The organism is Treponema sp. (assembly GCF_045641405.1).
In the GTDB taxonomy this organism is placed as follows: Bacteria; Spirochaetota; Spirochaetia; order Treponematales; family Treponemataceae; genus Treponema_D.
Genome location: NZ_JAZUGX010000015.1, coordinates 1 through 26,028 on the forward strand (window position 1 = coordinate 1; position 26,028 = coordinate 26,028).

Sequence of the window (26,028 nt, forward strand, 5' to 3'; positions counted from 1 at the left end):
ATTGCTATAGGATATGTGGTGGTTGAGGCTCTCGAAACTACCACATATTTTGTGGATATTGCTTGATTTCGACAGGCGGCATCAAGGAAACTACGTTGCCATGTCCAATCGGCGCAGCAACACTTTCTACGGACATAGCGTAAAACAAAAACTTTCGCCTATTTTCTCTTTCCAAAAAGACGGAGGAGGGAAAGGAAAATGTTGATGAAGTCGAGGTAAAGCTCAAGAGCTCCAACGATCGCAAGCTTCTTGTATGCATCGGAATCGTTTGCCCGCTGTGCTGTTCGAAGGATCTTTTGGGTATCATAGGCTGTAAGTCCTGTAAATACGACTACCGTCACCATTGAAATGAGCCTGTCCAGCATTGGTGACTTAAGAAGCCAGTTGATGAGGGAAACTACGATGAGGCCCAGGACTGCCATCAAAAGATAGTGACCTGCCTTTGAAAGATCCTGCTTTGTAACCTTACCATAAATGCTCATTACGATGAACATAGCGGCTGCTCCACCGAAGCAGAATGCAATGGAACCAATGTCAAATACAAGGAAAATCGACGACAGGGTAATTCCGTTGATGAGGGAATAAGCAATGAACATCACTGCAGCTCCGAAAACAGAAATGCTTCTGAGTGTCATGGAAAGAATGAAAACAAGTGCGAGTTCCACGATGGCAACAACCTTGAATCCAAACGCCTTGTTTGAAAAGAGCATTGTAAGGAGCTGTTCAGAAGTAGATGTGTAGAAAGCTGCAACGGCACTGATAAGAAGTGCAAGTCCCATCCACATGTATGTTCTTGTGATGAACCTCTGTTTTTCTTCCGCTGCTGGTCTGTAGTTGATTGCTGAATTAGTATTCATGTTTAGTCTCCAAAATTTAAATCCCATAGGGACGGTTTTTATTCTTCATCTTCCTTGAAAAGGAAAATATCCTGAATTTTTACGCTGTAGGTTGAATTAAGCTCCACGGAATCAATTTTTTCACTTGTAAGTGGAACTGTAAAGCTGTAGTTCACTGGAACATAACCTGGGCAGGTAACTTCAACTGTGAAATTGAATTTCTTGTTCATGCCCTCTGACACAGCCTCGTGTGGTGCCATCCAGAATGAATAGCTTCCTTTCGTTGCTTCGTATGTGTTGCATGGATTCTGCCATGTTGGATCGATCATTTCCACCGTTTCGCCGTCCAATGTAAGCTTTACGCTTGCTCCAGCCAAGGGTTCAAATGTTGTTCCGTCAAAGACATTTCCCATGAAGGTTGGAAAGTTGAATTCCGCTGTGCTGATTTCAATGGTCACACCTGATCTTTTTGTTCCGTTCTGGTGGTAAGGACGCTTTGCTGTGTTTACAAGGCGCATTCCCTCTACACAAAGCTTCTCGATGTCAATTTCAATCTGCTTGTTTTCTTTAAGAAGGTTGGTGTTGTGTGTGACCCCGCGTCCTCCAACAACATATCGAGGTGTAACTCTGTTGAGGACATAGCATATTGTATCAAGACGGCAATTTTCGCAGTCACATGTCAACCATACAGAATTCTGTTTTTTTACGTCGTCATAAAGTGAATTTACGCGATCTGTAACAAATTCTTCCATAATGTTGTGAATGTTCATTTTTGCTGCCATAGTAACTCCGTAAAATAAATAATCAATAGAATTATAATATTCTTTATAGGGTTTAACAACTGAATTTTTATTTCTTTAAATATGATGAAATTTATTGTAGAATATTTCCATGGATTTGAAGGTAGTGTCGGTATCTTTCATTTGCTCTATTCTCTTGGCTTCTTGCGTTTCTCATGAGAACGGTGGCAATTCTGATGCTTCCACGCTGAAATCAACAGCTTCCATGATTGATTCTTCCACGAAATGGACTGATTCCATCGAGGCAAGAATTCTTTCCGAAGATCTTTCAAATGTAAAGGGAATTTCAAACAGACTTTCTCCTTCTCCAGAACTTTTTCCAGTTTCCGAGGCATTCCAGAAGGACGAAAGGGTTTATCCAGGTATATCTGGTGCCTTCAGCCTTGATACTTCAAGATTTCCAGAATCAGGCTTTTCCTTCGTTGACGGTTTTCTCTCTGCGTTTGAAAAAGGTGAAGGAGTCGAAAATTTCTTTGAGCCCTCAACCATCTATACACTTGTAATGTTCAAGTATGATTTTCAGAGGCTTTTTGGGGATATGAAACTTTCCTGGCATGCAATAGGGGAACCTTTCAGCGGCGACGGATATTATCAGTGTCCTGTAAGGTTGTTCTTTGCTGAAGAAAGCAATGAGAAAAAAAATTATGACAGAGCCCATGCTGATGCCATTATATTCATAAGGAATTCTGATTCAGGATACAAGATCATTTCTATCGACCTTGTAAGCCAGGCAGGAGAATAATATGCAGGAAGAAAAAGAACTTACGCGCATTGAAAGAGAGCTTGTTTTGCAGTACCTGAGGGATGATAATGTTCCTCTTACTGTGACCTTGGAAGAAAAACCAGAACAGATGGATGCTTCTCTTGTAGATTCCAAGACAGATGTTCCACAGAAAGAACGTAGGGTTCCAGCCAGTGCTGTTTTCCCAGTCGCCATTCCTTCAAGCCAGATAGATGTCCTTAAGCAGGGCATAATTCTGTTGAAAAATCCAGCGCGCACAGTTCAGCCTTTCCTTGGAAAACAGGTCCGCGTTCAGTTCTATTTCAACCATCTTGGTCTCTATTTCATTACGGAGATGAAGGAATTTTCCCAGGGACTTGCCATTGTTGTTCCGTCTTCCATAAAAAGAATTCCCGATCCTGTTGCCAAGAATGAATATGACTTTACGGGAACCGTTTCTTTTACGACTGGAAAATCTACTGTTAACATAGACTGCATTCCGCTTGATGATTATGAGATTTTCGTTTCTCCAAAATGGGCGGACATTCCTGAAGCAAATCAGCATGAGGCAAAATCCCTCCTTGAAAAATTTGTTGCGGATGCAAAATCTGGGGAAGGGGCTCCAATCGGAAATGGACTTCATCTTCTAGCCGTTGCACGCTATCTGACTGAAAAGAATGTTCTGCAGACTGAATCGGTGGAAGGAAGGGCAATGCCTTTCAACATGATTTTTGTTGATGACAAAAGGGTTGTTCTTGCAGGTGGTAAGGGAACCGAAAATCTGGCGGAAGGAACGGACTATAACCTTAATCTGCTTTTTGTTCTTGCAAAGAACAGGCTTCTTAAAAGAAATGTTTCAATAGAATGTTCCGTTGAATGTATTTACAGGAATGATAATTCTCCAGACCTAAAATGCATTTCCCTTAAGTATGAGCACCTTAAGGAAGAAGACTACAGGTTCCTTTATGAACGAATCACAGGAAAAAAGTACGGAGCCGACTGATTTGTCACAAAGAAAAGCTCATCGCGATGCTTGCGTCTGCGAAAAATCATTTCAAGTCATTGAATGATTTTTAAGGATCAGAATCAGTTCTGGTCCTTTTCTTTTTTGTCGGATTTGGATCTCTTTGTATTGCCGATCAGAGCGGCGACTGGTTTAAGCATGTCGATGTTCTCGCAGATGATTTTGATGATGACCAATATTGGGACTGAAAGAATCATTCCCGCAAATCCCCATACATAGCCCCAAAGCGTCAAGCTTACAAGAATGAGGAATGGTGAAATTCCAAGATCGTTTCCTTCCCACTTAGGTTCAAGGATGCTGCCAAGAACTGAATTGATGATAAGGATTGAAAGACCTACAATCGCAATCTTGTATCCAACCGGATAGAACTGAATGATGGAAAAGGCTGTTGTCATGACAAATGAAATTGCAGAGCCGAAGTTAGGAATGAAGTTGAGTACGAAAGCAAGGAATCCCCAGACGATTGGAAAGTCAAGACCAACGGAAAAACAGACTATTCCCACAAGGAATCCTGTCAGCAAGGAAATATAGAATTTAATCGATATGAACCTTGTGACATCTGAAATTGTTTTTATCGTAATGTAGATGATCTTGCGGTTCAGTTTCTCCTCAGGAAAAGCTGTCTTGATTTTTGTCTTCATCTCCCTCATTTCCATCATGAAGAAAAGAATGAAAAGTGAAACAAGGAATATGACCTTTGCACCAGAAAGAAGGAAGTTGCTCAAGCTTATTGCTGAATTCTGGACGAAGGTACGCACACCAAGTGAATTCCAAAGGTTTGCAAAGAGTGAGGAATTTTCATCAAATGGAAGATTGAAGGTTTCGGCTATGGTCGAATAGACTGTAGTAAATCTAGCTTCGTATCTTGGGTAGGCGGCGACAATTGATTTGCAGCTTGTGACAAGGATGTTTGCGATAATTGAAAAAAGGAATCCTGTTACACCAATTACTATGAGTACCGACAGAATCCATGGAATGCGGAACTTTGTCAGCCTTTTTACAAAAGGGTAGAAAATAAAGGAAAACAGGATGGAAATCGTAAGTGGAAGTATGAAGGTTGCCGTAACCTTTAAAACAGCGAGAGCCATTATGAAAGCAACAAAGCAAAAGATGTAGAAAATTCCTTTTGTATAGTTCTTGCCGTTATCCATAAGGGCTCTCCTGAGTTGTTGAAGGATGTAATTATTTCTTAGAAATGATTACAGGGGAAACAACGTTTGCCTTTGGTCCAATCTTATCAAATCCACAGAATGGAACGAGCACTTCAGGGATAGTTACCGAACCGTCTTCATTCTGATAGTTTTCGATAAGTGCAAGCATAGCGCGTCCTACTGCGATGGCTGTACCGTTGAGCATGTGTACATATTTGTTCTTTCCGTCGTCATCGCGGTATTTGACGTTAAGGCGGCGTGCCTGGAAGTCAGTACAGTTAGAAGTTGATGTAACTTCACCGTAGTCTCCATCTGGATGTGCTTCGTCTGCACGTCCAGGCATCCATGCTTCAAGGTCCCACTTGCGGTATGCTGGAGCACCAAGGTCACCTGTACATGTATCAACTACATGGGATGGAATTCCAAGGGCTGTAAAGATTTCTTCTTCAATCTGGCGGAGCTTTTCGTGAAGCTCATCCGACTGTTCTGGTGTTGAGTAAACGAACATTTCAACTTTATCAAACTGGTGAACGCGGTAAAGTCCCTTTGAGAACTGTCCTGCGGCACCTGCTTCGCGGCGGAAACAGTGTGAAAGACCGCAGTACATCAATGGGAGCTTAGACTTGTCGAGGATTTCACCTGAGTGGTATCCACCAAGGGTGATTTCTGCTGTTGCTACGAGACATGTACCTTCTTCTTCAATTGCGTAAACGTTTGATTCGTTTCCGCGTGGGTTGAATCCGATTCCCTTGAGGACTTCTTCCTTTGCAACATCAGGTGTGATGAAAGTAGTGAATCCGTGCTTGCGGAGGATGTTCATTGCGTACATGATGAGTGCCTGTTCAAGGAATACAGCTTCGTTCTTGAGGTAGTAGAACTTTGGTCCCGAAACCTTTGTTGCACGTTCAAAGTCGATGAGGTCCAATGCTTCCATGATTTCTACATGGCTCTTTGCCTTGAAATCAAATTTGCGGATTGTTCCGACTTTCTTTACTTCAAGGTTTTCTGTATCGAGTTTTCCGATAGGTGTCTCTGGGTGTGCCATGTTAGGAATCTGGCGACCTGCATCGTCAAGGGCAGCTTCTACTTCATTGAGCTTTGCTTCTTCTGCTGCAATCTGTTCCTTGAGGGCTTTTCCTTCGTCGATATATTTCTGGCGTGTTTCTGGGTCAAGCTTCTGCTTCATTGAAGCTGCGTTTTCATTACGCTTCTTCTGGAGTTCCTGGAGTGATGTTGTAAGAGCTGTGCGTTCGTCAAAGAGCTTTACAACAAGGTCAGCGTCTGCCTTTGCAGGATCCATGTTGCGGTCGATGATGTTCTTCTTTACTGCTTCAAGGTTTTCTTTAATAAATCTGTAGTCTAACATAATAAATCCTCGTGGGTGATAATATATATAAATTTGTGTTTATTTGCAATTATGGTTTTTCTTGGCTATTGGAGCTCGTATGTCACATCGATGGCAACTTGAACTAAAGTCGTTCCTGCGGAAATTGGAGTGTTAAAACCGTTTCCCTTGAGCAATGCCGTGGGTCTGACTGGGTAATAACCGTCTTCGCGTTCAGCAATGTTTACCACCTGTCCAAGGGTAAGACCGCTTGTCGCAACAAGAATGTTTGCCTTCTGGTCTGCATCACGGATAGCAAGGATTCTTGCCTGCTTTTCGGCTTCTTTAGTGTCTCCAGTAGTGTAGCTTAATGAGTCCATCTGGTTTGCTCCTGCCTTTATGGCTGCATCAATGATCACTCCTGTTCTTGCAATATCCTTTATGTTGATGTGAAGCCTGTTTGAAACGACATACTGTATGGAAGCTTTCTTTGAAAACTGCCTGTCTACTTCTTCCTGTCTGATGGAATAGTCTGAAGTATTCATTGAGTCGGAGCTGACGCCTGCTTCTGTTATCGCTTTCATGACCGCAGTCATTTTTTCTGCATTTTCTTCCGAAGCTTTGATGACATCTTCGTTGCGGGTAATCACAGAGAGCGCAAGAGTTGCTTCCTTGTTTTCTACTGCAATGGATCCAGTTCCTGTTACTGTGATGTTCCTTGCTTTTTTTTCTGTCTTTATCATGCAGGAAGAAAGTGAGAGGACTGCAATTGCTATCAACAATATTTTTTTCATAGGTCTATCCTTTATCTGATGTTAAAATAAAATTTTCTGAGATAAGTGATCCTTTCATTTGCCTTTGCCCAATGTATGCTCTGTGGGTAGCGGCGGACAATGGTCTCATAGGTATCCAATGCGCTCTTGATGTTTCTTACTGAGGAATTTGTCTCAAAAGTCTGTCCCTGGAGGATAAGTCCTTCATCAATTTTGGTGGTTGCCTTTGCAAAGAAGTCATCAAGGTAGGCGAGTGTATCTTCATATTTCTTGTTCTTGAAGCTTTCCTTTGCTTTCTCAAGGATTTCATCTGCAGCCATGTTTTCTGTATTCTGAATTGACGATTTAGAAACTGTTGGAACTGTCTTTTCCTGTGCTTCTGGTTCTGAGACTGAATTCTCTGACTTAGGTGCTGACTTGCGTTCAGCATCTGACATTGTTTTCTGGATCACAGTCTTGGATCCATTGTCTTCCGAAGGATCTGCCGTCAAAGGAACGGTTGTTTTCTTTGGTTCAGATTTTTGTGAGGCTGCCTTTGGTGCTGGTGTATTTGAGATCTTCTTTGGAGTAGCTGTAGGTGAAGGAGCCTGTGCTTTTGAAACCTGAGCGGCAGGAATTTCATCCTGTTCTTCCTGTGCATTTACTTTAGGTTGTGTAAGGATTTTTTTCTCAGGCTTAGGTGGAACCATCTCTGCATAGGCTGGAGCGACAGCGTGCTCTGGAGATTTGTTCGTACCCTTGATTTCAACCTGAAGATAGTCGTCTATGAATTTTCCTGTCAACTGGTCGTTCTTATAGAAGTGGAGGATTGTATTTCCTTCTTCCCTTGAGCGAAGACTGAATACCGTATTTCTTTCACCGATCTTGCGGCCAAAGTATCTCATGGAAGTTTTTCCGTCTTCTTCACCAAGATAGATCCATCCTGTTCCAGGGTATACGATGTCGAGATACTGGCTGTTCTTCATTTCTACGGAGCGGGAAGGTACAATGACGATCTTGTCCTCAACAGGCTTTTCCTTTTCCTCTTCCTGTTCATTTGTCATGGAAAGCAGTTCCGATGATTCAACTTCTTCTACTGCCGAAATGCCTGCAACTTCAACAGAGTCTTCTTCTTCCTGTGTGTTATCAGATGGAATCTGTACAGGTACTGAGACCACTTTCTCGGCTTCCATATTGCCATCAGCTGCGGCAACTAGAGTATCACCGTTTGTTTCTTTCTTCGTTTCTGGTATGGAAATATCCTCTGCGGCTTTAGGATTTCCTTCGGTTCCATCTGTAATGCCGATTTCTGTATCTTCTGTGTCCTGAGATTCTGTTTTTTCTTGTTCTTTGTCGGTCAGCTCAGGTTCAGTTTTTGATGTTTCGCCCATAGGTTCAAGGAATACGGGCTTAGGATCGCTTTCGTAAAATCCAGGTATATCCTCAACAGGTTCATAGACAGGCTCGTAGACTGGTTCCTCTACGGTTTCTGCCGTTTCCTGTTCTTCTTCCATTTCCTGAAGATTTTCAGATTCTTCCTGTCCAGAAGTCTCTTCAACGGTTTCTTCTACAGGTGGAATTCCTTCCGCCTTTGATGTCGAACCGCAGGAGAACAAGAAGAGTGACAATGCTATTGCTGATGTCAGCTTTAATATTTTTGAATCATGACTTTTTTTCATGGAGCGGCTCCCAGTATTTCGTCAGCAACTTTTTCGTTTGCTTTTCCTAGTTCCTCGACAGTGCTGTTGTCTGGCACTGTAAACCATCTATCGAATTCTTCATCGGACCACTGGGATTTCTGTTCCCTTGTAAAATAGTAGTCTTCCGTAAGGTTCTCTTTTTGGGGTTCAAAGAATTCTTCCACAGCGGAATACGGAATAGAGTCTGGGAAAAAATTCTTTTCAGGTTTCTTTTTTTTAGGCTCGGAAATTGCACCGACAATGAATGCAAGGACAGCAAAGGAAACGAGTATGGCGCTCACTGCAACTGTAAGTTTAGTGTTCTCTTGAAGAAAATTCTGTACTCTTTCCTTTATGTTGTCCAAAGCCTGCATTTTTTACTGCTGGTCTCCCTTGACCTCTGATTCCTGTGCCTCTGCGGTGACTTCAGGTTCCTTGTTTTCTGCTGGAGCTTCAGTCACTGGTTCAGACTTCGAGTCTTCCTTTGGTTCTTCTGGTTCTTCCTGTTTCTGGACGATCTTCAGGGATCCGTCTGGATTATGCTCACGACGTGGAGGACGAGGTGGAATTACGATGCCTTCCTCTGGAGGAACGTCTTCTTCCACGAAATCTTCCTGACTGTCAAAGGTGATGTTTCCGTTGAGGGTATCTTCGTCAAGACGAACCTGAAGAATCTTTGTGATTCCCGATTCTTCCATCGTAACACCGAGCAATGTGGAAGCACCCATAACTGTCTTTCTGTTATGCGTGATTACAATATACTGGCTTATGTTTCCAAAAGCACGCAAAGTGCTTACAAATGAGGAAACGTTCTTGTCATCAAGGGCTGCATCAATCTCGTCAAGGAGACAGAATGGAGAAGGGCGAACCTGATATGTCGCAAAGAGCAGTGCGACCGCAGTCATTGTCTTTTCACCACCTGAAAGCAGAGAGATGTGGGAAAGCTTCTTTCCAGGCGGCTGTGCGTAGATATCGATACCTGATGTAAGTACATTTGTAGGATCTACAAGCTTGAGCTCAGCCTTTCCTCCGTTCATGAGGCGGCGGAACATGTTGTGGAAATTCTTTCTGATCTTGTTGTATGTATCAAGGAACATTTCAGAAGATTTTGTCTTGATTTCTTCACTGACACGGACAAGGTTTTCAAGGGTCTTCTTTGTGTCGTTGTAGCTTGCCTGCTGACGCTCGTAGCGTTCTTTTTCTTCCGCAAACTGTTCGACAGCCATAAGGTTGACCTGACCAAGCTCCTGGATCTTCTGTTTTGTCTCTGCAAGTTTTTCACGGATTACCTGGACAGGTGTCGTGATCTTGTACATGCGCTCCTCAAATTCCATAAGGTCGCGGGAATAGTTGTCCTGGAAGTTCTGCTTGACGTTCTGGATTTCGGTGTCGTTCTGTGCGATAGATACATTGAGCTTTTCGAACTGTGCCTGATACTTGTCTCGCTCTTCCTGCTTTTTCTTGAGGGTGTTCTGTTTTCCTGATACCTTGCTGTTGCAGTCGTCGATCTGTTTCTTGATTGCATCAACTTCGTCCATGATTCTTGAACCCTGCTTCTCGATGTCTGCAATCTGTTCCTCGATTTCCTGGAGCTGTTCTTCTACCTCGTCACGGCGCTTGTTCTCCTCGTAAAGTTCGTTTTCCTGTTCTTTGCGGGAAACTTCTTCCTGTGCAAGGGCGCGTTTAAGCTGAGAAATCTGCTGTTCACAGTTCTTGATCTGCTGAATCATTGCTGCCTGGTTTACGCGTAGGTCTTCCAGTGTCTTTCTGTAGGTATCGATGCGTTTTCCAAGCTCGACATTTTTCTTTGCAAGATCCTCGCTTTCTGCCTGGATGTTTTCAACCTGATTGAGGTTGTCCTGAATTTCCTTGTCGATGGAACGCTTCTGTGTGATGATACCTTCTGGTGAAAGGAAGTCATCGATGAACTGAGGTGTTGTCTTTGTATATGATTCCACGCAAAGGGCAAGTTCATCAAACATCTTTGTAAGATCTGTGAATGCGTTTACGGCATCTGTTCCCATTCTTGCTGAATCCTTTTCAGAATGGGAAGGAAGGGAGGCGAAATCCTTGAAAATGTTTGCGCGTCCGTTGGCAAAGATCTTGATCTTTTCAAGCTGTGTGTTGAGTTCTTCCTTTGCCTTCTTGTTTGCCGCTGCAGAATATCCTGCATCCTTCAGCTTGGCGTCAAGTTCAGTAACGATATCCTCTGTGATTGCTGCAAGTTTTTTCTGTAGATCGGCACGGGCGCTGTTGAGATTGAGGATCTTTCCACCGTTTGTACCGATGATCTTCTGATTTTCTTCAATCTGTCCCTGTGACTGCTGGATGTTGGTGACGAAACCTTCGATGTTCTTGTTTATGTCCGAAAGTTTTTTGTTGAGATCGTGAAGGTCAGCGTTCTGGCTGTCGATGTCCTCGTTGTATTCATCAATGCGCTGCTCGATGTTCTTGATGCGGTTTTCTATCTGTCCGATCTTTTCACGGCTCTGGCTCTGCTGAACATGGAACTGCTGAGCAAGTGCTTTCTTTCCGACAACTTCCTGCTGAAGCTTGATTGCCTCCGTGGTCTTCTGGTTCATCTGTTCCTGAAGAGACTTGATCTTGTCCGTGTTCTCGTGAAGTGTATTGTAGATTTCCTCGATTTCTTTTTCCGCAGCGAGGCGTTTCTTGTCTGCCTCATCCAAAGCCTGCTGATGATGGGTCTTGTCCTGGGTAAAGTTCTTGAGCCTTAAAAGCTGGATGTCAAGCTCGTAATTGAACTTGTCTTCATTATACTTGCGGTATTTTGCCGTCTTGTCCGACTGAGCCTTGAGTGTTTCGTAGCTGCGTTTTGTTTCGGCAAGACCGATGTCAATCTGTGCAAGGTTTGCCTTTGTTCGTTCCAGTTCTCTTTCTGCTTCCTGAACCTCTGCCTTTGAACGGCTGATTCCAGCTGCTTCCTCAAAGAGATAGCGGCGGTCTTCTGGTTTTGATGAAAGGATCTGGTCGATTTTACCCTGTTCCATCACGGAGTAGGCTGCCTTACCAACACCTGTGTCCATAAAGAGCTGTCGGACCTTTGTTGCTGTTACCTGTTCTCCATTGATGAAATATTCATTCTCTCCATTGCGGTAGATTCTGCGCTTGATTGCAATTTCTGTTTCCTGCATCTGAAGAAGACCATTGTCGTTGGCAATGGTGAGAGTAACTTCTGCCATTGAAAGGGCTGGTCTGGATTCTGTACCGTTGAAGATGACATCAGCCATGTTTTCGGCACGCAGGTTCTTTGATTTGTTTTCAGCGAGTACCCATTTGATGGCATCGACGACGTTGCTTTTGCCGCATCCGTTTGGTCCAAGAAGTGCGGTGATTCCGTCAGCAAAATTTATATGTGTTCGGTCAGCAAATGATTTAAAACCGAAAACTTCAAGACTTTTTAAAAACACGAATTTTCCCCTAATTTAAGTGAGTTATTATAGCAAATATAGGAAAACTTATCAATTCTGCAAGCTTTAAAATAGAATGAATTGTTAAATTTGTAAAAATGCCTCGTGGAAAAGATTGTTTTAGTCCTCGGAAAACTCCTGTGGATCAACCAATTCTCCCTTGTACAGCATTTTGGGATATACCTTGAGCTTAAGTTTCTTTTCAAGTTTGGCGTAGTTCTGCATTTCAACAGCATCACCTATGACGCAGTTGATTCCTGTCTTTCCTGCTCTTGCAGTTCTACCGCTGCGGTGGATGAAAAAATCGTCCTTATCTGGAAGATCCATCTGGATGACATGTGTGATTCCTGGGATGTCAAGTCCTCTGGAAGTAAGGTCGGTCGTGATTAGAACTTTAAGTTTACCGACTCTGAAACGGTCTATGGCAGCCTTTCTTTCTTTTTTGTCGGTCTTGCTGCTCAATGATGCACATTCAATATTCTTGTACTTGAGTTTTGATGTTATGTTCTCTATCTGGTCGTTGCGACCTGTGAAAACAAGAAGCTTTTCTGGTTTTACTGCATTGATGAAGCTTCTGAGTGTGTCTATCTTGTCACGGCGCTCTGCAAAAATTGCCCAATGGGTGATTCTTTTGCGGAGAACATCTTCCATAGGGAGTGTCAGAAGTTCAATCTTGTCCTTTTCGGTCTCACCATCATTGAGTCCGTCTCTTGCTTTTTGAAGGATTGAGCGTGTGTAGTCGCTTACTGTTGCTGAATTTCCAACTAGCTGGACTTTTCTAGGTAGGCGTTCAAGCAATCCTTCAGTGTCGTCGCGCAGTTCCTTGCTCAAAAGCCTGTCCGCTTCATCTAGAACAAGGGTTTCGATGGCGTCTGCCTTGAGCTTTTTCAAGTGGATCAGTTCGAGGAGTCGTGCGGGTCCACCTATTACAATCTCTGGTTTTTCCTTGAGCATGTCTATCTGTCGTGCAATTGGTGCTCCTCCAATGAGAAGGGAGCATCTTATGTCGCTTACCGACTGAACTTGTCTTTTGATCTGGGATGCAAGTTCGTAGGTAGGTGATACGATCATGAGCCTTACGTTTTTTCCAGGATTTTCAGTTGACATGAGGCGTGTTAAAAGGGGAAGAAGGTAAGCAAAGGTTTTTCCAGTTCCCGTTTCGCTTTGAAACATTATGTTTTTATTTGTAGCAATCAGTGGCATTGATTTTGCCTGTACTGCCGTAGGTTCAGTAATTGAAAGGGCATTGAGTTTTTCGATAAGTTTTGGATCAATGTTAAAATCTGAGAAATTCATGTCTTAGATTATAGATTTAATTTCCATTAATTGTAAGAGGGCGAAAGCTTTGTTCCTTAAGAAGCCGACACTTCTGTAACTTTCGCCCCAAGAATTGCGTGGCAATTCTTGAACACTGGGGACAGACCCCTAGAGAAAGTTTTGTTCCATAAGAAGCCGACACTTCTGTAACTTTCGCCCCAAGAATTGCGTGGCAATTCTTGAAAAATTGCTATTTGAAGGGAATGTGTGTATAATTGGATTTATGAAAATCGGTATAGATACCTTTGGGCTTGAGCATGGAAAATCTGGCTTGGGTTCATATCTTCTTTCTCTACTTAACTGCTTTCCAGAACTGGAAGATTCCAAGATTGAACTTTTTGGTCCAGAAGCGGACCGTTACACATATTCTTCAAACAGGGATTTTGAATATGAGGGAATATCTCTAAAGGATAATTCCGCAGCGGAAAGAAAATGGCATTCAAGAAAAGCTGATAAATTCTGCAGGAAGAATGGCTATGATGTTGTCTTCTATACAAATGGTTCAAGACTTGTTCCTACAAAGGCAAAGGTTGCTTCAATCGCTGTCGTAAATTCCATTCTTAGTGCGGTCCTTGCTGAATACGGTTTTTGGGAGAAAAAACGGATTGTTAAAGGTTTGTCCTCGATGGACTGCATAATTGCATCCAGCATGTTTGTCAAGAAAGATCTGATCCGTTGTGGTGTCAAGTGTCCAAGAATAGAAATCGTCCACAATGGCATTGATCACAGTCTGTTTTTCCCTGATTCAAAGGTTGAGGAAACTGACTTTGCTGACATAAAGCCCTTTGCGATAAAGAAGCCATATATCATTTATGGAAGCAGGATGCAGAGCGAAGACAAGAAGCATGTTGAACTCATCAAGGCGTTCACTTTGTTCAAGGAAAAGACAGGCTTGCCCCATAGACTTGTGCTTGCAGGTGAAGAAGGTGCCTATGCCGAGGAAGTTCAGTCTGCGGCTTTGGAATCGAGCGCTGCCTCGGAAATTTTCATGACTGGATTTTTCCCTAGGGAAGGCTTTCCTGAACTGTACAGAAATGCAGAAATGTGTGTTTTCCCTTCTGTCAACGAAGGAGTGGGGCTTCCTGTTCTTGAAGCCATGGCTACTGGAATCCCTGTTGCCTGCGCAAAAGCTGGGGCACTGCCAGAAATCGCTGGAAGCAATGTTCTTTATTTTGACAGTGATGATATTGGGAACATGGCGGCTTGCATAGAACAGGCTGTTACCGATGAAAAGCTTAGGGAAAAGCTTATGGAGTCAGGGGTTGAATGGTCTAAGCGTTTTTCATGGGAAACCACTGCGGAAGAAACCTTTACCATCGTAAAGGATGTGTATTCTTCTAGGATGAACAAAGGGTAGACCATAAGGCTTTCTGAAAATAAAAAAAGGCTAGACAGTTTGCGGTGCGGTTTTCATAGTCACCTCAAAGTCTAGCCTTTGCTTTTTATGCCTGCATAGGATTTCAGGCTGATTTCTGGTCAATCAGGAGTGTCTCTGCGGCAGGAATGTTTTTCTGCTCGACGATATCCTTTGTGATGACCAGTTTTTTCTTTCCCTTTACGCTTGGAACCTCATACATAAGGTCAAGAAGTATGTGCTCAACGATGGATCTAAGTCCACGGGCACCAGTCTTGCTCTTGATTGCAACTTCCGCAATCTGGTCAACCGCCTCGTCATCAAATGAAAGTTCAACATCGTCGATGGCAAAGCTTACCTGGAACTGCTTTGTGATGGCATTCTTTGGTTCTATGAGGATCTTCTTAAGGTCATCCTTGTTGAGCTCCTTGAGGGCTGTGGTCATTGGGAGACGACCGATGAGTTCTGGGATGAGTCCGAACTTAACAAGATCATCTGAAGTAACCTGGCTCAAAAGTTCCATTCTTTCTTCGCTTGTGCGGTGTGTTCCTTCAGCCCCGAAACCGATGGATGCTGTAGAAAGACGCTGCTCGATGATCTTGTCCAAGCCTACGAAAGCTCCTCCACAGATGAAGAGGATGTTTGTCGTGTCGATTTCAAGCATTTCCTGGTTAGGATGCTTTCTTCCGCCCTGTGGTGGAACAGAAGCCTTTGTGCCTTCAAGAATCTTGAGGAGGGCCTGCTGGACACCTTCACCTGATACGTCACGAGTAATCGAAGTATTTTCGCTCTTGCGGCCTATCTTGTCGATTTCATCTATGAAGATGATTCCGCGTTCCGCTGCGGCAATGTCACCGTCTGCTGCGTTGATGAGCTTGAGGAGAACGTTTTCTACGTCTTCACCGACATAACCTGCTTCCGTAAGGGTTGTTGCGTCCGCGATGGCGAATGGTACATTCAGCTTCTGTGCCAATGTGCGTGCAAGGAGAGTCTTTCCTGATCCTGTAGGACCAAGAAGAAGTATGTTTGACTTTTCGATCTTTACACCGTCTTCAATCTGCTTTGATTTTGGAATCGAAAGCTGCTTGTAGTGGTTGTAAACGGCCACCGAAAGGACCTTCTTGGCGTAGTCCTGACCAATTACATACTGATCGAGGAATTCCTTGAACTCCTTAGGGGTAGGGATTGTCTCCATGTCTATTGGTGCCAGGTTGTGGGCCTCGTCGTTGAGGATTGTCTGACATGTTGTAATGCAGTGTTCACAGATGCAAATCTGATCATCAGGTGAACGAACAACGCGTCTGTTGTCGCTTGCCGAATGACCGCAGAATGCACATACTGGCTGGCTGGATCTACCAAGTCTTGCCATTTATTTTACTCCTTTTTTGGCACTATTCATGATGTGGTCGATAATGCCATAGTTCTTAGCATCTTCCGCAGGCATATAGAAGTCGCGTTCCATGTCGGCTGCGATTTCTTCTTCTTTCTTTCCTGTCTGCTGTGAAAGATATTTGATGCTCAATTTTTTAAGGCGTCCGATTTCCTTTGCCTGGATTGCAATGTCGCTTTCCTGTCCCTGGGTTCCACCCCAAGGCTGGTGAATCATGACACGGCTTGAAGGAAGGGCATAGCGCTTTCCTTTTGTTCCGCCTGCGAGGATGATTGCACCCATGCTTGCAGCCTGACCCATGCAGATTGTCTGAATGTCGCATTTTACATACTGCATTGTGTCGTAGATGGCAAGTCCAGCTGTGACAGAACCACCTGGGCTGTTGATGTACATGCTGATATCTTTTTCTGGGTTTTCGCTTTCAAGGTAGAGAATCTGTGCAACGATGAGATCTGCTGTCTCGTCACGGATTTCTCCATCGACAAAGATGATTCTGTCTTTCAAAAGACGTGAATAAAGGTCATAGGCTCTTTCACCGTTTCCGCTTCTTTCAATTACTGTTGGTACAAGTGAATTCATAAACTCGTTCATCTTTCTATCCTTTCTGGTTTAATTTTGTTGATAATAATATAAGCAAAAAAACGGAATTGACAAATAATATTGAATAAATCCAGGTTAAGTGCAAAAAAAAAAACTAACCACAAAGGCTGATTTGGCAAGGCAGTCTCTGTGGTTATTGACTCCGTTAAGGAATATTAGTTGTTCTTGAACAAGTCAGCGAACTCTACCTTGTCACCCTTAGAAACCTTTACCTGCTTGTAAAGTTCCTCAAAGAGCTTCTTTTCCTTGATTTCATCAATGATGTATTCCTTTGCGCGTGGCTCATCATAGTATTTCTTGATTTCTTCTACAGAAGTTCCAGATTCATCGGCGAGCTTTGCATATTCTGCTTCAACTTCTTCAGGTGTTACAGAGATGTTCTTTTCGCGGAGGAGTGTATCAACTACAAGACGAGCCTTGAGCATCTTTTCTGCGTTTCCAGCCCACTGTTCGAGCATTGCTTCCTTTGTCTGGCCACTAGCTGCAACCATCTTTTCAAGCTGTTCTGGAGTTGTGCGGAACTGCTGTGCCATCATTGCCCAGCGGTGTTCGTTTTCTGCAGCAACCATAGATGCTGGGAGAACGATTGGGTTCTTTTCAACAAGCTGTTCAAGGAGGGACTGAGACTTGACTTCTTCAATCTTTCTCTTGAGGTTAGCTTCAAGTCCTTTTGTGATGTCCTTCTTGAGGTCATCGAGTGTCTTGTATTTTTCGTTTACGTCCTGTGCAAGATCGTCGTCGAGGGCAGGGAGGTCACGAACCTTGATTGCCTTTACTGTTACGCTGATCTTCTTTGTCTTTCCAGCGAGGTCTGCATCAGCATCATCTTTTGCATAAGTCTTTGTGATTTCCTTTGTGTCACCTTTCTTCATGCCGATGATTTCATCGTCAATCTTGTAGATGTTTTCCCCAGTTCCTACTGTGAATACGAAACCTTCGCGCTTCGATCCGTCTACAACTGAACCGTCGTCGTTAAGTTCGCTGTAATCGATTGTTACGATGTTGTCCTTTTCTACTGGATCTCCATCCTTTTTGTCGATTACCATTGCGTTGCGTTCCTGGATAGCCTTGAGCTCTTCGTTAAGTTCCTTTTCTCCAACTTCGCACTGTGGTTCCTTAACTTCAATCTTTGAGAAGTCCTTAACTTCTACAGTTGGGAATACGTCGTATACAACTGTGAAAACAAGATCCTTTTCTGTGCTGAATTCTGGAATCTTGTCGTTTTCAAGGCGTGGCTGTGAGTATGGAAGAGGGCGGATGTCCTTTGCGTCTTCCTCTGCAAAAATCTGATTCAATGATTCGTCGATAAGGTCTGCGAGGGCTTCCTGCTTGAGCGAGTCACCGTACTTCTGTTCGAGGATCTTTGGTGGAACTTTTCCCTTGCGGAAACCAGGAATCTGAACGTTCTTTGCATACTTTGCAATGTTCTTGCTGTAACCTGCTGCTACTTCTTCCTTAGCGATTGTTGCAGTAAGCTTTACTGCTGAATTGTCGAGTTTTGTAACTTCCTTTGTAACTTTCACGGGAAACTCCTGAAAAAAAATGTTTATTTGGCAGCTGTCCTGCCGTATCAAAAAAAAAAGCGATTTGAAAACTCAAATCGCTTCGTCGTCGAGCGGAAAACGGGAATCGAACCCGCAACATCGACCTTGGCAAGGTCGCGCTCTACCATTGAGCCATTTCCGCAAATGCGTCGCAGCAACTGCTGTCAGATACTGCAATATTTTTAATTAGAGCGGAAAACGGGAATCGAACCCGCAACATCGACCTTGGCAAGGTCGCGCTCTACCATTGAGCCATTTCCGCAAAATTCATTTTATGCGAGATGAGAGACTTGAACTCTCACGCCTAGGCACTAGATCCTAAGTCTAGCGTGTCTGCCAATTCCACCAATCTCGCAGGTGATTACTGACTGAACAGCGAGTGTTCAAGATTCCGTAATGGATAAGACTATATAGGGAATTGATTTTTTTGTCAATTATTAAAATGGAAAAAATGAAAAGATTCTTTATTTTGTATTAGGAAAGTATAGGAAGGAGAGTTAGGATAAATTAGGGGTGTGTTATTGAAGGCTATGTACGGAAGTAGTGTTGCTGCGCCTATTGGACATGGCAACGTAGTTTCCTTGATGCCGCCTGTCGAAATCAAGCAATATCCACAAAATATGTGGTAGTTTCGAGGGCCTCAACCACCACATATCATATAGCAACACTTGCTACAGACATAGCCTTATTGAAATAAAAAAAACCTCTCAGATAACTGAGAGGTTTCGTGAGCGATACAGGGATCGAACCTGCGACCCGCAGATTAAGAGTCTGCTGCTCTACCAGCTGAGCTAATCGCCCGTTTTATTTTACCAGCGCTTGTCGCGTTGATGTTTAAGACTATATATTTTCTGAAAAAAAATGTCAACAGCAAAATCGAAAAAATCTCAGAAAAAATTAATTAAATGTAAAAAAAAACATGCTTCCGCCAAAACCTGTCCAATCCTGCTCCGGTGCTCCCTGATGATCTATAAGGCTTCGTGCTTCGCACTCAGAGTTTAATTGGGTCGCAAGTCGCAGTTTGGCCAGAACTTGGCTCCGCATGTTTTTTTTTAGTTGTTTTGCTTTTGTGATTGTTTCTCTGGTAGGGGATGCTTGCGCCAAAACCTGTCCAATCCTGCTCCGGTGCTCCCTGATGATCTATAAAGCTTCGTGCTACGCACTCAGAGTTTAATTGGGTCGCAAAACGCAGTTTGGGCAGAACCTGGCTCCGCATGTTTTTTTTAGCTTTGTTGCTTTTGCGATTGTTTTCTGTGGGGGAGGATGCTCCCTCTTGTAATTCGTTCGGGGAGTGGGAGGGGGGGGCTGTCCCCATTGTTTTTCAAGGATATAAAAAAAGCCAGGCGGGAACCTGGCTTGAGGTGCGTCTGACACGACTCGAACGTGCAACCTGCGGATTCGAAGTCCGATGCTCTATCCAGTTGAGCTACAAACGCATATGGATAAAAAAAAACTGACTCTTGCGAATCAGTTTTTAGGGTGCCTGGTGGGATTTGAACCCACGACAACCAGATCCACAATCTGGCGCTCTACCCCTGAACTACAGGCACCATGCAATTTATGAGACAGACTTTATATAAAATCTTTGCGTTAGTCAATAGTAAAACAATAAAAAGGGTAAAAAACTTGATGTTCTTACGATGTCGTATTCGTCTGTGGGGAAGGTAAAGTTGCTGGTGATCCATAACAATAAAAAATCGAGATATTTCTATATATAATCCTAAACTTTTTTAATGGATTTCCGAAATTCTAAGGGAATAACTATTTTTGTCGATTTTGGAGACTATCATGGCAGAAGATAAAGAAATGGAACTTATCAGTGTACTTAATGAACAGGAACGCATCCTTGATTCCATGCTCAATGAACAGAACCGCATCCATGAATGTGTTGTAAAGCGTAGTTGGGAAGGACTTGAGCAGTATGTCATGAACATCAATGAACTCGGTGGAGAATTTTCCAAGGTTGACAACTTCCGTGACAGCATCGCCTCGGTATCTGATGACATATATTTCAGACCTGAGGTAAAGGATGTTTTTCTCCGTGTAAAAAGCAAGCTTTCCAAGAGCAAGATAGAAAACGATGCTTTGGCAAGATATGTTAATGCGACAAAGACATTCATCTCGGAAGTAATGGACAATTGTGTTGCTCAGCAGCGTAACGACATCTATTCCGCAAACGGAACGATGAGAAAGAACTACGCTCAGAGCATTGTCATCAATAGAAGCGTTTAATAGGACAGGAGACAGATATGGCTAGTTCATTTGCAGGTATTGAAATCGGTAAAAGAAGTTTGATGGCCCATGAGACTCAGATTCAGACTGCGGGTCATAACATTTCAAATGCAGACACAGAAGGCTATAGCCGTCAGCGCGTTACGGTAAAGTCTTTTGAACCTATCTATCGTCCAGACCTTGAAAGGGCAATGGTTCCAGGTCAGATCGGTCAGGGGACTGATGTTGAAAGCATCGAACGCATTCGTGACGAACTCCTTGAATCACGCATTGTCGATGGTACAAATGTTGAGACGTATTGGGAAACTCGTGACAAGTACTATTCAATGATTGAATCCATCTACAACGAGCCAAACGATATTTCAGTCAGAACAAACATGGATAAATATTGGTCTGCATGGCAGGAACTTTCTACATATCCTGAAAGCGATGCAGCCCGCCAGTCTGTAGTTGTTCGCGGTCAGACTCTTGCAAACTCAATCCAGCAGCAGTACAAGGGATTGCGTGGAATTGCTGACCAGGTTAACGGTGATATAGAAGCAACAGTAAAGCAGGTAAATGATCTTTCCCGCCAGATTGCGGCATGCAACAATGAGATCGTTCGTGTTGAAGGAATGGGAGACAATCCAAATGATCTTTACGACCGCCGTGATCTTCTTGTTGAAAGACTTGCAGGACTCATCAACGTAACTGTTACTTCAAGAGATCCTGATGAGTTCATGGTTCATACTGACGGTCAAGTTCTGATTCAGGGTGACCTTGCTCGTCAGATTGCAACAGTAGGTCAGATTGACAACCATGGTTATGGAAAACTTGTGTGGACGGATACAAAGCTTGATGCTGAATTCCACGGTGGTACACTTGGTGCACTTGTAGAACTTCGCGACAAGGATCTTCGCAGTGAAATGCAGACTTTGAACACAATGACTCTCAATTTTGCTGACCTTGTTAATGATGTTCACCGTAACGGTATCGGTAAGAACAATACAACGGGAATAGACTTCTTTGTTCAGCATAACTTTGTTGAAAATGCCCACGGTAACTACGACAGCGATGGCGATGGAGTTGAAGACCGTTCCTACATTTTCCGCATTACAGGTACAAATACTTTGCGTCCTCAGGAGCAGGTCGGACTTTCAGGAACAATGACAATCAATGGAGCAGAAGGAAACATTACAGTTTCTTACAATGCAACAGATACAGTTGAAGAAGTAATAAACAGAATCAATGACAGCAACGGTGAAGTTAAGGCATACCTTGACCGCAACAATCGTCTTGTGCTTAAGGCAACTCCTGCAGCCCAGATGAGTAATCCTGATTTTGCAATCCGCCATGTTGAGGATAGCGGAATGTTCCTTACAGGATATTCTGGAATTTTGAGCGGAAGTGGGGCAGAAAATGCTTTTGACTTCAACCAGGCTGATGCAGTAAATGTTCTTGCAAATGCAGAATTCTCTGTAAGCCCGATTCTTGATCCTGCAGCTTATGTTGCAGTCAACAGAATCATTGAAAACGATGTTGCAAGCGTTGCTGCAGGTTTTGCAAACTCAAAGGGCTATGCAGAAGCAAGTGACGGTCGTGCCGCTGTTGAATTGGCAGCAATCAGAAATACAAAGGTCATGATTGGGTCACAGAGGACTTTTGATGACTATTTTGCAGATACAGTAACCAACGTTGGGTTAAAGGGTGAGCAGGCTCAGAATCAACTTGCGACACAGAACAAGATCATGGGAGACCTTCGCGATCTTCGTGATTCAATCAGTGGTGTAAATATTGACGAGGAACTTGCAGACATCATCAAGTTCCAGCACGGTTATAATGTAGCAGCAAAGTTCATTACTGTTCAGGATGAATTGCTTGATACCTTGATAAATCGTCTTGGAGTTTAATTCCATAGACGTATAGAAAAATCCTGATAGAAAATATTGGAGGTCAAAATGCATAGAATCAGTTCTCAGTTCAATAATACAGATACTCAGTACCAGCTCAGAAAGCAGGAAGTACGCCAGGCTATGGCAAACAGACAGCTTGGAAATCAGTCGAAGATTGGACAGCTTCGTGATGATCCAATTGCCGCAGGTCATCTTGTCCGTTATCAGTCATATCTTGGACGTGTTGAACAGTTTGAAAAGAATGCACAGACTCTTGCAGACCAGTACAATGTTCGCGAAGGTTACATCAATCAGAACCTTCAGATCATGCAGCGCGTTCGTGAACTTGCCGTAAATGGTGCGACAGGAACTAATACAAACGAAGACCTTAAGAATATGGCAGTGGAAGTAAACGAGCTTCTTAAGGAAATCATCCAGAATGCAAATGCAGTCGGTCCAGATGGAAATACTTTATTTGCAGGAACACGCACGAAGGGAACTGCCTTCGACGTTGTCCTTGGAAACATTCCTGGCTCAAATGAAGAACTTATTGAAAAGGTTAACTATCAGGGTAACGTTGGAACAAACAGAATTGAAGTCGATGAGAACGCATACCTTACCGTAGACAACAGCGGCAACAAGACTTTCTGGGCAGAACCACAGCAGCTTATGGGACAGCGTGACCTTAGTGCATGGCAGGCTCTTGAAGATTCTACAATCGTTGTTGATGGCGTTGAAATTGCAATCAAGAGTGGGGACAACATCTATGCTGTCGCTTCTAAGATCAATGACAGCGGAGTTGCAGTCAAGGCTTCGATCGATCCTGTTACAAACGGACTTAATCTTGTAACGACAGACAGCCATCAGATCTGGCTTGAGGACAAGACTGGTTCAGCTTTATCTGACATGGGAATGATCAAGGATTCTTCACAGTTCCCTCCATACAATGTTGGTGAAAGCGTAAAGGTTTCTGGAGGATCCCTTTTTGATGCTGTAATCGCACTACGCGATTCTATGCTCAAGGGAGATCATGAAGCTATCGGCAGCCGTGTTCTTGGAACTTTGGACAGTGGCATCAACAACCTTACGACACGTCTTGCAAAAAGTGGCAGCGACTACGAAAGGGCAATGAACAATGTTCAGCGTTCCCAGACAACTGCTGTTAATGTAACACAGCTTGTAAGCCGTGAAGGTGACATTGATGTTACAAAGGCAATCATGGACCTTAAGAAGATGGATCTCGTCAATCAGGCAACAATGAGCAATGCAGGAAAAATGTATTCCAGCTCGTTGCTCAATTATATGAGATGATGTTTTTCAATTGATTCAATGTCATATAGATAAATAAATATTGGGAACAGGACAATATCATGCAGGTAAAAACAAAGACAATGGGAATGGTTGAAGTAGGTGATGATCGACTTATCAGCATTCCTTCAGGACTTTTTGGATTTGAAGAATATACAGATTTCGCACTCGTTGACAGTGAATATGAACCTTTGATCTGGTTCCAGTCCTTGCAGGATTCAAACCTAGCATTCCTTCTCATTGATCCGTTTCTTATTGCAGATGACTATGAAGCAGACATAGATGATGCAGAACTTCTTCGCATTGGAATAAAGGATCCTGCTGATGTCATGGTCTTGACGATTGTAACTGTTCCTGGTGATGGTGGTCCTGTGACTGCAAATTTCCAGGGACCTCTCATAATAAATAAAAAAAATCATCTTTGCATGCAGGCTATTCTTGACGGATCAAGATGGACTACAAAGCATAATATCATTGAAGCCCTCAAAAGGAAGGAGGCAAAATAATGCTCATCCTTTCAAGAAAAATTGACCAGAAAATATGCATCGGTGATGATATTGTTCTTACCATCATCGATGTAAAAGGTGATCAGGTCAAAATCGGTGTTGAAGCTCCTAACCATGTAAAGGTCTATCGTCAGGAAGTATTCAGCGCAATTCAGTCTGAAAATACTGCCGCAAACAACATCAGTGTTGACGCACTTAATAAAATTTTCAAATAACAGAATGACAAAAAATTAAATTTTGTCTAGCATTTTTCAAAGAAATCAAATATAATTCCATCATTCCGAGAAATTTTACTATATTTGGGGGAACTAATGGAATTATTCCGTGAATATCTCGTAGACAATAGAGAATTTACATCCTACGAAGATCTTAAAGCAAACTGCAAATTCAAGGTGCCTGAAGATTTCAACTTTGCATATGATGTAGTTGACCGCTATGCCCAGGAAGAACCTGAAAAGCGTGCGATGGTATGGGTTGATGACAATGGTGAAGAAAAAACATTTACTTTTGCCGATATTTCAAGAGAATCAAAAAGAACAGCTTTCTTCCTTCATCAGCAGGGAATCAAAAAAGGTGATGCTGTCATGCTCATCCTTCGCCGCCGCTATGAATTCTGGTATTTTACAATTGCCCTTCACAGAATCGGTGCCATCGTAATTCCTGCAACTGACCAGCTTCTTGCAAACGATATTGTTTACCGCAACAATGCTGCAGAAGTTAAGATGATTGTTTCCTATGATAATCCTCAGATTCAGGGAGAAATCGAAGCTTCCCTCAAGGAATCAAAATCTGTTAAGAAAATCGTTACTGTAGGACCTGAAAAACAGGGATGGATCAACTTCCACAAGGAAGCAGAAGGCCTTCCTGCAGAATTCCTCCGTCCATTCGGTGAAGACGGAACAACATCAAAGGACCCTATGCTCCTTTACTTTACAAGCGGAACATCAGGCTATCCAAAAATGGTTATGCACGACTTTACATATCCAATTGCACACATCATTACTGCAAAGTACTGGCATGGTGTAATTGAAAACGGTCTCCATCTTACAGTTGCTGAAACTGGTTGGGGAAAAGCTGTATGGGGAAAGCTTTACGGCCAGTGGTTCTGCGGTTGTGCAGTATTTACCTATGACATGAACTCATTCCGCCCTGACAAGATGCTCCAGATGATTTCAAAGTACCATGTTACATCTTTCTGTGCTCCTCCAACAGTTTACCGTTACCTTATCCGTCAGGATCTTTCAAACGGAAAGTATGACTTCTCGACACTTCAGCGCTGTACGACTGCAGGCGAAGCACTTAATCCTGAAGTTTACAATCAGTTCTACAAGCAGACTGGACTCAAGATGTACGAAAGTTACGGTCAGACAGAAACTGTAATCGTTGCCGGTAACTTCCTTGACAGTGAAGTAAAGCCTGGTTCAATGGGTAAGCCATCTCCACTTTACGATGCTCACATCATCGATGCAAACGGAAAGGAATGTCCTGCAGGTGAAGTCGGTGAACTTACAATCGACATTTCGAAGGGTAAGCCAATCGGTCTTTTTGCTGGCTACTACCGCGACATTACTTTAACAGCAAACGCGTTCGACAGCGGTGTTTACCACACTGGTGATACAGCATACATGGATGAAGATGGTTTCATCTGGTTTGTTGGCCGCAAGGACGACATCATCAAGTCTTCTGGCTACAGAATCTCTCCATTTGAAGTTGAATCTGTACTCATGAAACATAAGGCAGTTATGGAATGTGCCGTTACTGGCGTGGAAGATGAAAAGCGTGGACAGGCTGTAAAGGCTACAATAGTTCTTTCACCAGGCTTTGAAGCTAGCCATGACCTTGAGGTTGAGCTTCTTACATTCTGTAAATCAGAGACAGCACTCTATAAATGTCCAAGAATCATTGAATTCGTAAAGGAACTTCCAAAGACAATTTCTGGAAAGATCCGTCGCGTAGAAATCCGCGAAAAGGACAAGGGCGTTGAACAGAAGAACATCAAGCAGGACTTCTGACGGAAGTACTTGCTTTTTTAGAAGCCGGCAACTTTGGAAACTTCCGTCACACGAACTTTTTACTCCGTAAGAAAGTTCGTGGATGCTGGAAAAAGACATTTGACGGAAGCATTTGTTCCAATAGAAGCCCGCACCGTTGGAAACTTCCGTCACACGAACTTTTTACTTCGTAAGAAAGT

21 protein-coding genes and 6 tRNA genes are annotated in these 26,028 nt (G+C 43.2%); 9 read left to right on the forward strand and 18 right to left on the reverse strand.

Going from position 1 to position 26,028, the window contains the following annotated elements:
• Positions 1-158 precede the first annotated feature (158 nt).
• Both ACKI39_RS02405 and ACKI39_RS02410 read right to left on the reverse strand, forming a co-directional pair.
• Complete coding sequence (locus ACKI39_RS02405) at positions 159-857, reverse strand: Bax inhibitor-1/YccA family protein (RefSeq protein WP_407397304.1); 699 nt, start codon at positions 855-857, stop codon at positions 159-161.
• A gap of 38 nt (positions 858-895) precedes the next feature.
• Positions 896-1,618 carry a late competence development ComFB family protein gene (locus ACKI39_RS02410; RefSeq protein WP_407397306.1) on the reverse strand — a complete coding sequence of 241 codons (723 nt, stop codon included), beginning with the start codon at positions 1,616-1,618 and terminating at the stop codon, positions 896-898.
• A gap of 109 nt (positions 1,619-1,727) precedes the next feature.
• Here ACKI39_RS02410 and ACKI39_RS02415 point away from each other — a divergent pair, with 109 nt between their 5' ends.
• Together ACKI39_RS02415 and ACKI39_RS02420 are read left to right on the forward strand one after the other, a co-directional pair.
• Entirely contained in the window at positions 1,728-2,378 is a 651-nt protein-coding gene (locus ACKI39_RS02415; RefSeq protein ID WP_407397308.1) for a hypothetical protein, read from the forward strand.
• 1 nt (position 2,379) lies between these two features.
• On the forward strand, positions 2,380-3,360 hold the full coding sequence (locus ACKI39_RS02420; protein ID WP_407397310.1) for a hypothetical protein: 981 nt from the start codon (positions 2,380-2,382) through the stop codon (positions 3,358-3,360).
• A gap of 83 nt (positions 3,361-3,443) precedes the next feature.
• On the opposite strand, the gene ACKI39_RS02425 is transcribed toward ACKI39_RS02420, so the two are convergent.
• The 7 genes from ACKI39_RS02425 to ACKI39_RS02455 form a co-directional block, all read right to left on the reverse strand.
• The gene (locus ACKI39_RS02425; RefSeq protein ID WP_407397312.1) at positions 3,444-4,532 is read right to left on the reverse strand and encodes an AI-2E family transporter; all 1,089 of its coding nucleotides are present in this window, start codon (positions 4,530-4,532) and stop codon (positions 3,444-3,446) included.
• A gap of 31 nt (positions 4,533-4,563) precedes the next feature.
• On the reverse strand, positions 4,564-5,898 hold the full coding sequence (gene serS / locus ACKI39_RS02430) for a serine--tRNA ligase (RefSeq protein ID WP_407397313.1): 1,335 nt from the start codon (positions 5,896-5,898) through the stop codon (positions 4,564-4,566).
• 65 nt (positions 5,899-5,963) lie between these two features.
• Positions 5,964-6,650, reverse strand: coding sequence for an SIMPL domain-containing protein (locus ACKI39_RS02435; RefSeq protein ID WP_407397315.1), 687 nt, complete (start codon positions 6,648-6,650; stop codon positions 5,964-5,966).
• An 11-nt stretch (positions 6,651-6,661) separates the two neighbouring features.
• A complete protein-coding gene (locus ACKI39_RS02440) occupies positions 6,662-8,287 on the reverse strand; it encodes a hypothetical protein (RefSeq protein WP_407397317.1) in 1,626 nt (541 codons plus the stop codon).
• The gene (locus ACKI39_RS02445; RefSeq protein ID WP_407397319.1) at positions 8,284-8,661 is read right to left on the reverse strand and encodes a hypothetical protein; all 378 of its coding nucleotides are present in this window, start codon (positions 8,659-8,661) and stop codon (positions 8,284-8,286) included. Before ACKI39_RS02445 ends, ACKI39_RS02440 begins: the two co-directional genes overlap by 4 nt.
• 3 nt (positions 8,662-8,664) lie before the next feature.
• Positions 8,665-11,715: a chromosome segregation SMC family protein gene (locus ACKI39_RS02450; RefSeq protein WP_407397321.1), complete on the reverse strand. Its 3,051-nt coding sequence runs from the start codon at positions 11,713-11,715 to the stop codon at positions 8,665-8,667.
• Between the two features lie 120 nt (positions 11,716-11,835).
• A complete protein-coding gene (locus ACKI39_RS02455; RefSeq protein ID WP_407397323.1) occupies positions 11,836-13,011 on the reverse strand; it encodes a DEAD/DEAH box helicase in 1,176 nt (391 codons plus the stop codon).
• A 244-nt stretch (positions 13,012-13,255) separates the two neighbouring features.
• Here ACKI39_RS02455 and ACKI39_RS02460 point away from each other — a divergent pair, with 244 nt between their 5' ends.
• Positions 13,256-14,389 carry a glycosyltransferase family 4 protein gene (locus ACKI39_RS02460; protein ID WP_407397325.1) on the forward strand — a complete coding sequence of 378 codons (1,134 nt, stop codon included), beginning with the start codon at positions 13,256-13,258 and terminating at the stop codon, positions 14,387-14,389.
• 103 nt (positions 14,390-14,492) lie between these two features.
• Here ACKI39_RS02460 and clpX read toward each other — a convergent pair whose 3' ends face one another.
• From clpX to ACKI39_RS02505, 9 genes are all read right to left on the reverse strand, one after another.
• A complete protein-coding gene (clpX, locus tag ACKI39_RS02465; RefSeq protein WP_407397327.1) occupies positions 14,493-15,755 on the reverse strand; it encodes an ATP-dependent Clp protease ATP-binding subunit ClpX in 1,263 nt (420 codons plus the stop codon).
• Complete coding sequence (gene clpP / locus ACKI39_RS02470) at positions 15,756-16,367, reverse strand: ATP-dependent Clp endopeptidase proteolytic subunit ClpP (RefSeq protein WP_407397329.1); 612 nt, start codon at positions 16,365-16,367, stop codon at positions 15,756-15,758. It lies immediately after the preceding gene.
• A 164-nt stretch (positions 16,368-16,531) separates the two neighbouring features.
• The gene (gene tig / locus ACKI39_RS02475; protein ID WP_407397331.1) at positions 16,532-17,899 is read right to left on the reverse strand and encodes a trigger factor; all 1,368 of its coding nucleotides are present in this window, start codon (positions 17,897-17,899) and stop codon (positions 16,532-16,534) included.
• 91 nt (positions 17,900-17,990) lie between these two features.
• Positions 17,991-18,062: transfer RNA gene (locus ACKI39_RS02480), tRNA-Gly, on the reverse strand.
• Positions 18,063-18,110: 48 nt separating this feature from the next.
• Positions 18,111-18,182: transfer RNA gene (locus ACKI39_RS02485), tRNA-Gly, on the reverse strand.
• A 13-nt stretch (positions 18,183-18,195) separates the two neighbouring features.
• Positions 18,196-18,275: transfer RNA gene (locus tag ACKI39_RS02490), tRNA-Leu, on the reverse strand.
• A gap of 373 nt (positions 18,276-18,648) precedes the next feature.
• Positions 18,649-18,721 (reverse strand) — tRNA-Lys (locus ACKI39_RS02495).
• A 561-nt stretch (positions 18,722-19,282) separates the two neighbouring features.
• A tRNA-Arg gene (locus ACKI39_RS02500) sits at positions 19,283-19,356 on the reverse strand.
• Positions 19,357-19,398: 42 nt separating this feature from the next.
• Positions 19,399-19,470 (reverse strand) — tRNA-His (locus tag ACKI39_RS02505).
• A 238-nt stretch (positions 19,471-19,708) separates the two neighbouring features.
• On the opposite strand from ACKI39_RS02505, the gene ACKI39_RS02510 reads away from it, so the two are divergent.
• The 6 genes from ACKI39_RS02510 (at position 19,709) to ACKI39_RS02535 (ending at position 25,849) form a co-directional block, all read left to right on the forward strand.
• A complete protein-coding gene (locus tag ACKI39_RS02510; protein WP_407397333.1) occupies positions 19,709-20,152 on the forward strand; it encodes a hypothetical protein in 444 nt (147 codons plus the stop codon).
• A gap of 17 nt (positions 20,153-20,169) precedes the next feature.
• Entirely contained in the window at positions 20,170-22,041 is a 1,872-nt protein-coding gene (gene flgK, locus ACKI39_RS02515) for a flagellar hook-associated protein FlgK (RefSeq protein ID WP_407397335.1), read from the forward strand.
• 48 nt (positions 22,042-22,089) lie between these two features.
• Positions 22,090-23,334 carry a flagellar hook-associated protein 3 gene (locus ACKI39_RS02520; protein WP_407397337.1) on the forward strand — a complete coding sequence of 415 codons (1,245 nt, stop codon included), beginning with the start codon at positions 22,090-22,092 and terminating at the stop codon, positions 23,332-23,334.
• Positions 23,335-23,393: 59 nt separating this feature from the next.
• Entirely contained in the window at positions 23,394-23,837 is a 444-nt protein-coding gene (locus ACKI39_RS02525; protein WP_407397339.1) for a flagellar assembly protein FliW, read from the forward strand.
• Positions 23,837-24,052 (forward strand): carbon storage regulator CsrA, encoded by a 216-nt coding sequence (gene csrA, locus ACKI39_RS02530; protein ID WP_407397341.1) that lies wholly within the window; start codon positions 23,837-23,839, stop codon positions 24,050-24,052. The genes ACKI39_RS02525 and csrA overlap by 1 nt, the downstream gene beginning before the upstream one ends.
• A gap of 96 nt (positions 24,053-24,148) precedes the next feature.
• Positions 24,149-25,849, forward strand: coding sequence for an AMP-binding protein (locus tag ACKI39_RS02535; protein ID WP_407397343.1), 1,701 nt, complete (start codon positions 24,149-24,151; stop codon positions 25,847-25,849).
• The last annotated feature ends 179 nt before the right edge of the window (positions 25,850-26,028 follow it).

Bases quoted from the DNA above. Each gene is read 5' to 3' on its own strand.
- ACKI39_RS02405 (WP_407397304.1), bottom strand. From the start codon at position 857: ATGAATACTAATTCAGCAATCAACTACAGACCAGCAGCGGAAGAAAAA.
- ACKI39_RS02410 (WP_407397306.1), bottom strand. From the start codon at position 1,618: ATGGCAGCAAAAATGAACATTCACAACATTATGGAAGAATTTGTTACA.
- ACKI39_RS02415 (WP_407397308.1), top strand. From the start codon at position 1,728: ATGGATTTGAAGGTAGTGTCGGTATCTTTCATTTGCTCTATTCTCTTG.
- ACKI39_RS02420 (WP_407397310.1), top strand. From the start codon at position 2,380: ATGCAGGAAGAAAAAGAACTTACGCGCATTGAAAGAGAGCTTGTTTTG.
- ACKI39_RS02425 (WP_407397312.1), bottom strand. From the start codon at position 4,532: ATGGATAACGGCAAGAACTATACAAAAGGAATTTTCTACATCTTTTGC.
- serS (WP_407397313.1), bottom strand. From the start codon at position 5,898: ATGTTAGACTACAGATTTATTAAAGAAAACCTTGAAGCAGTAAAGAAG.
- ACKI39_RS02435 (WP_407397315.1), bottom strand. From the start codon at position 6,650: ATGAAAAAAATATTGTTGATAGCAATTGCAGTCCTCTCACTTTCTTCC.
- ACKI39_RS02440 (WP_407397317.1), bottom strand. From the start codon at position 8,287: ATGAAAAAAAGTCATGATTCAAAAATATTAAAGCTGACATCAGCAATA.
- ACKI39_RS02445 (WP_407397319.1), bottom strand. From the start codon at position 8,661: ATGCAGGCTTTGGACAACATAAAGGAAAGAGTACAGAATTTTCTTCAA.
- ACKI39_RS02455 (WP_407397323.1), bottom strand. From the start codon at position 13,011: ATGAATTTCTCAGATTTTAACATTGATCCAAAACTTATCGAAAAACTC.
- ACKI39_RS02460 (WP_407397325.1), top strand. From the start codon at position 13,256: ATGAAAATCGGTATAGATACCTTTGGGCTTGAGCATGGAAAATCTGGC.
- clpX (WP_407397327.1), bottom strand. From the start codon at position 15,755: ATGGCAAGACTTGGTAGATCCAGCCAGCCAGTATGTGCATTCTGCGGT.
- clpP (WP_407397329.1), bottom strand. From the start codon at position 16,367: ATGAACGAGTTTATGAATTCACTTGTACCAACAGTAATTGAAAGAAGC.
- ACKI39_RS02510 (WP_407397333.1), top strand. From the start codon at position 19,709: ATGGCAGAAGATAAAGAAATGGAACTTATCAGTGTACTTAATGAACAG.
- flgK (WP_407397335.1), top strand. From the start codon at position 20,170: ATGGCTAGTTCATTTGCAGGTATTGAAATCGGTAAAAGAAGTTTGATG.
- ACKI39_RS02520 (WP_407397337.1), top strand. From the start codon at position 22,090: ATGCATAGAATCAGTTCTCAGTTCAATAATACAGATACTCAGTACCAG.
- ACKI39_RS02525 (WP_407397339.1), top strand. From the start codon at position 23,394: ATGCAGGTAAAAACAAAGACAATGGGAATGGTTGAAGTAGGTGATGAT.
- csrA (WP_407397341.1), top strand. From the start codon at position 23,837: ATGCTCATCCTTTCAAGAAAAATTGACCAGAAAATATGCATCGGTGAT.
- ACKI39_RS02535 (WP_407397343.1), top strand. From the start codon at position 24,149: ATGGAATTATTCCGTGAATATCTCGTAGACAATAGAGAATTTACATCC.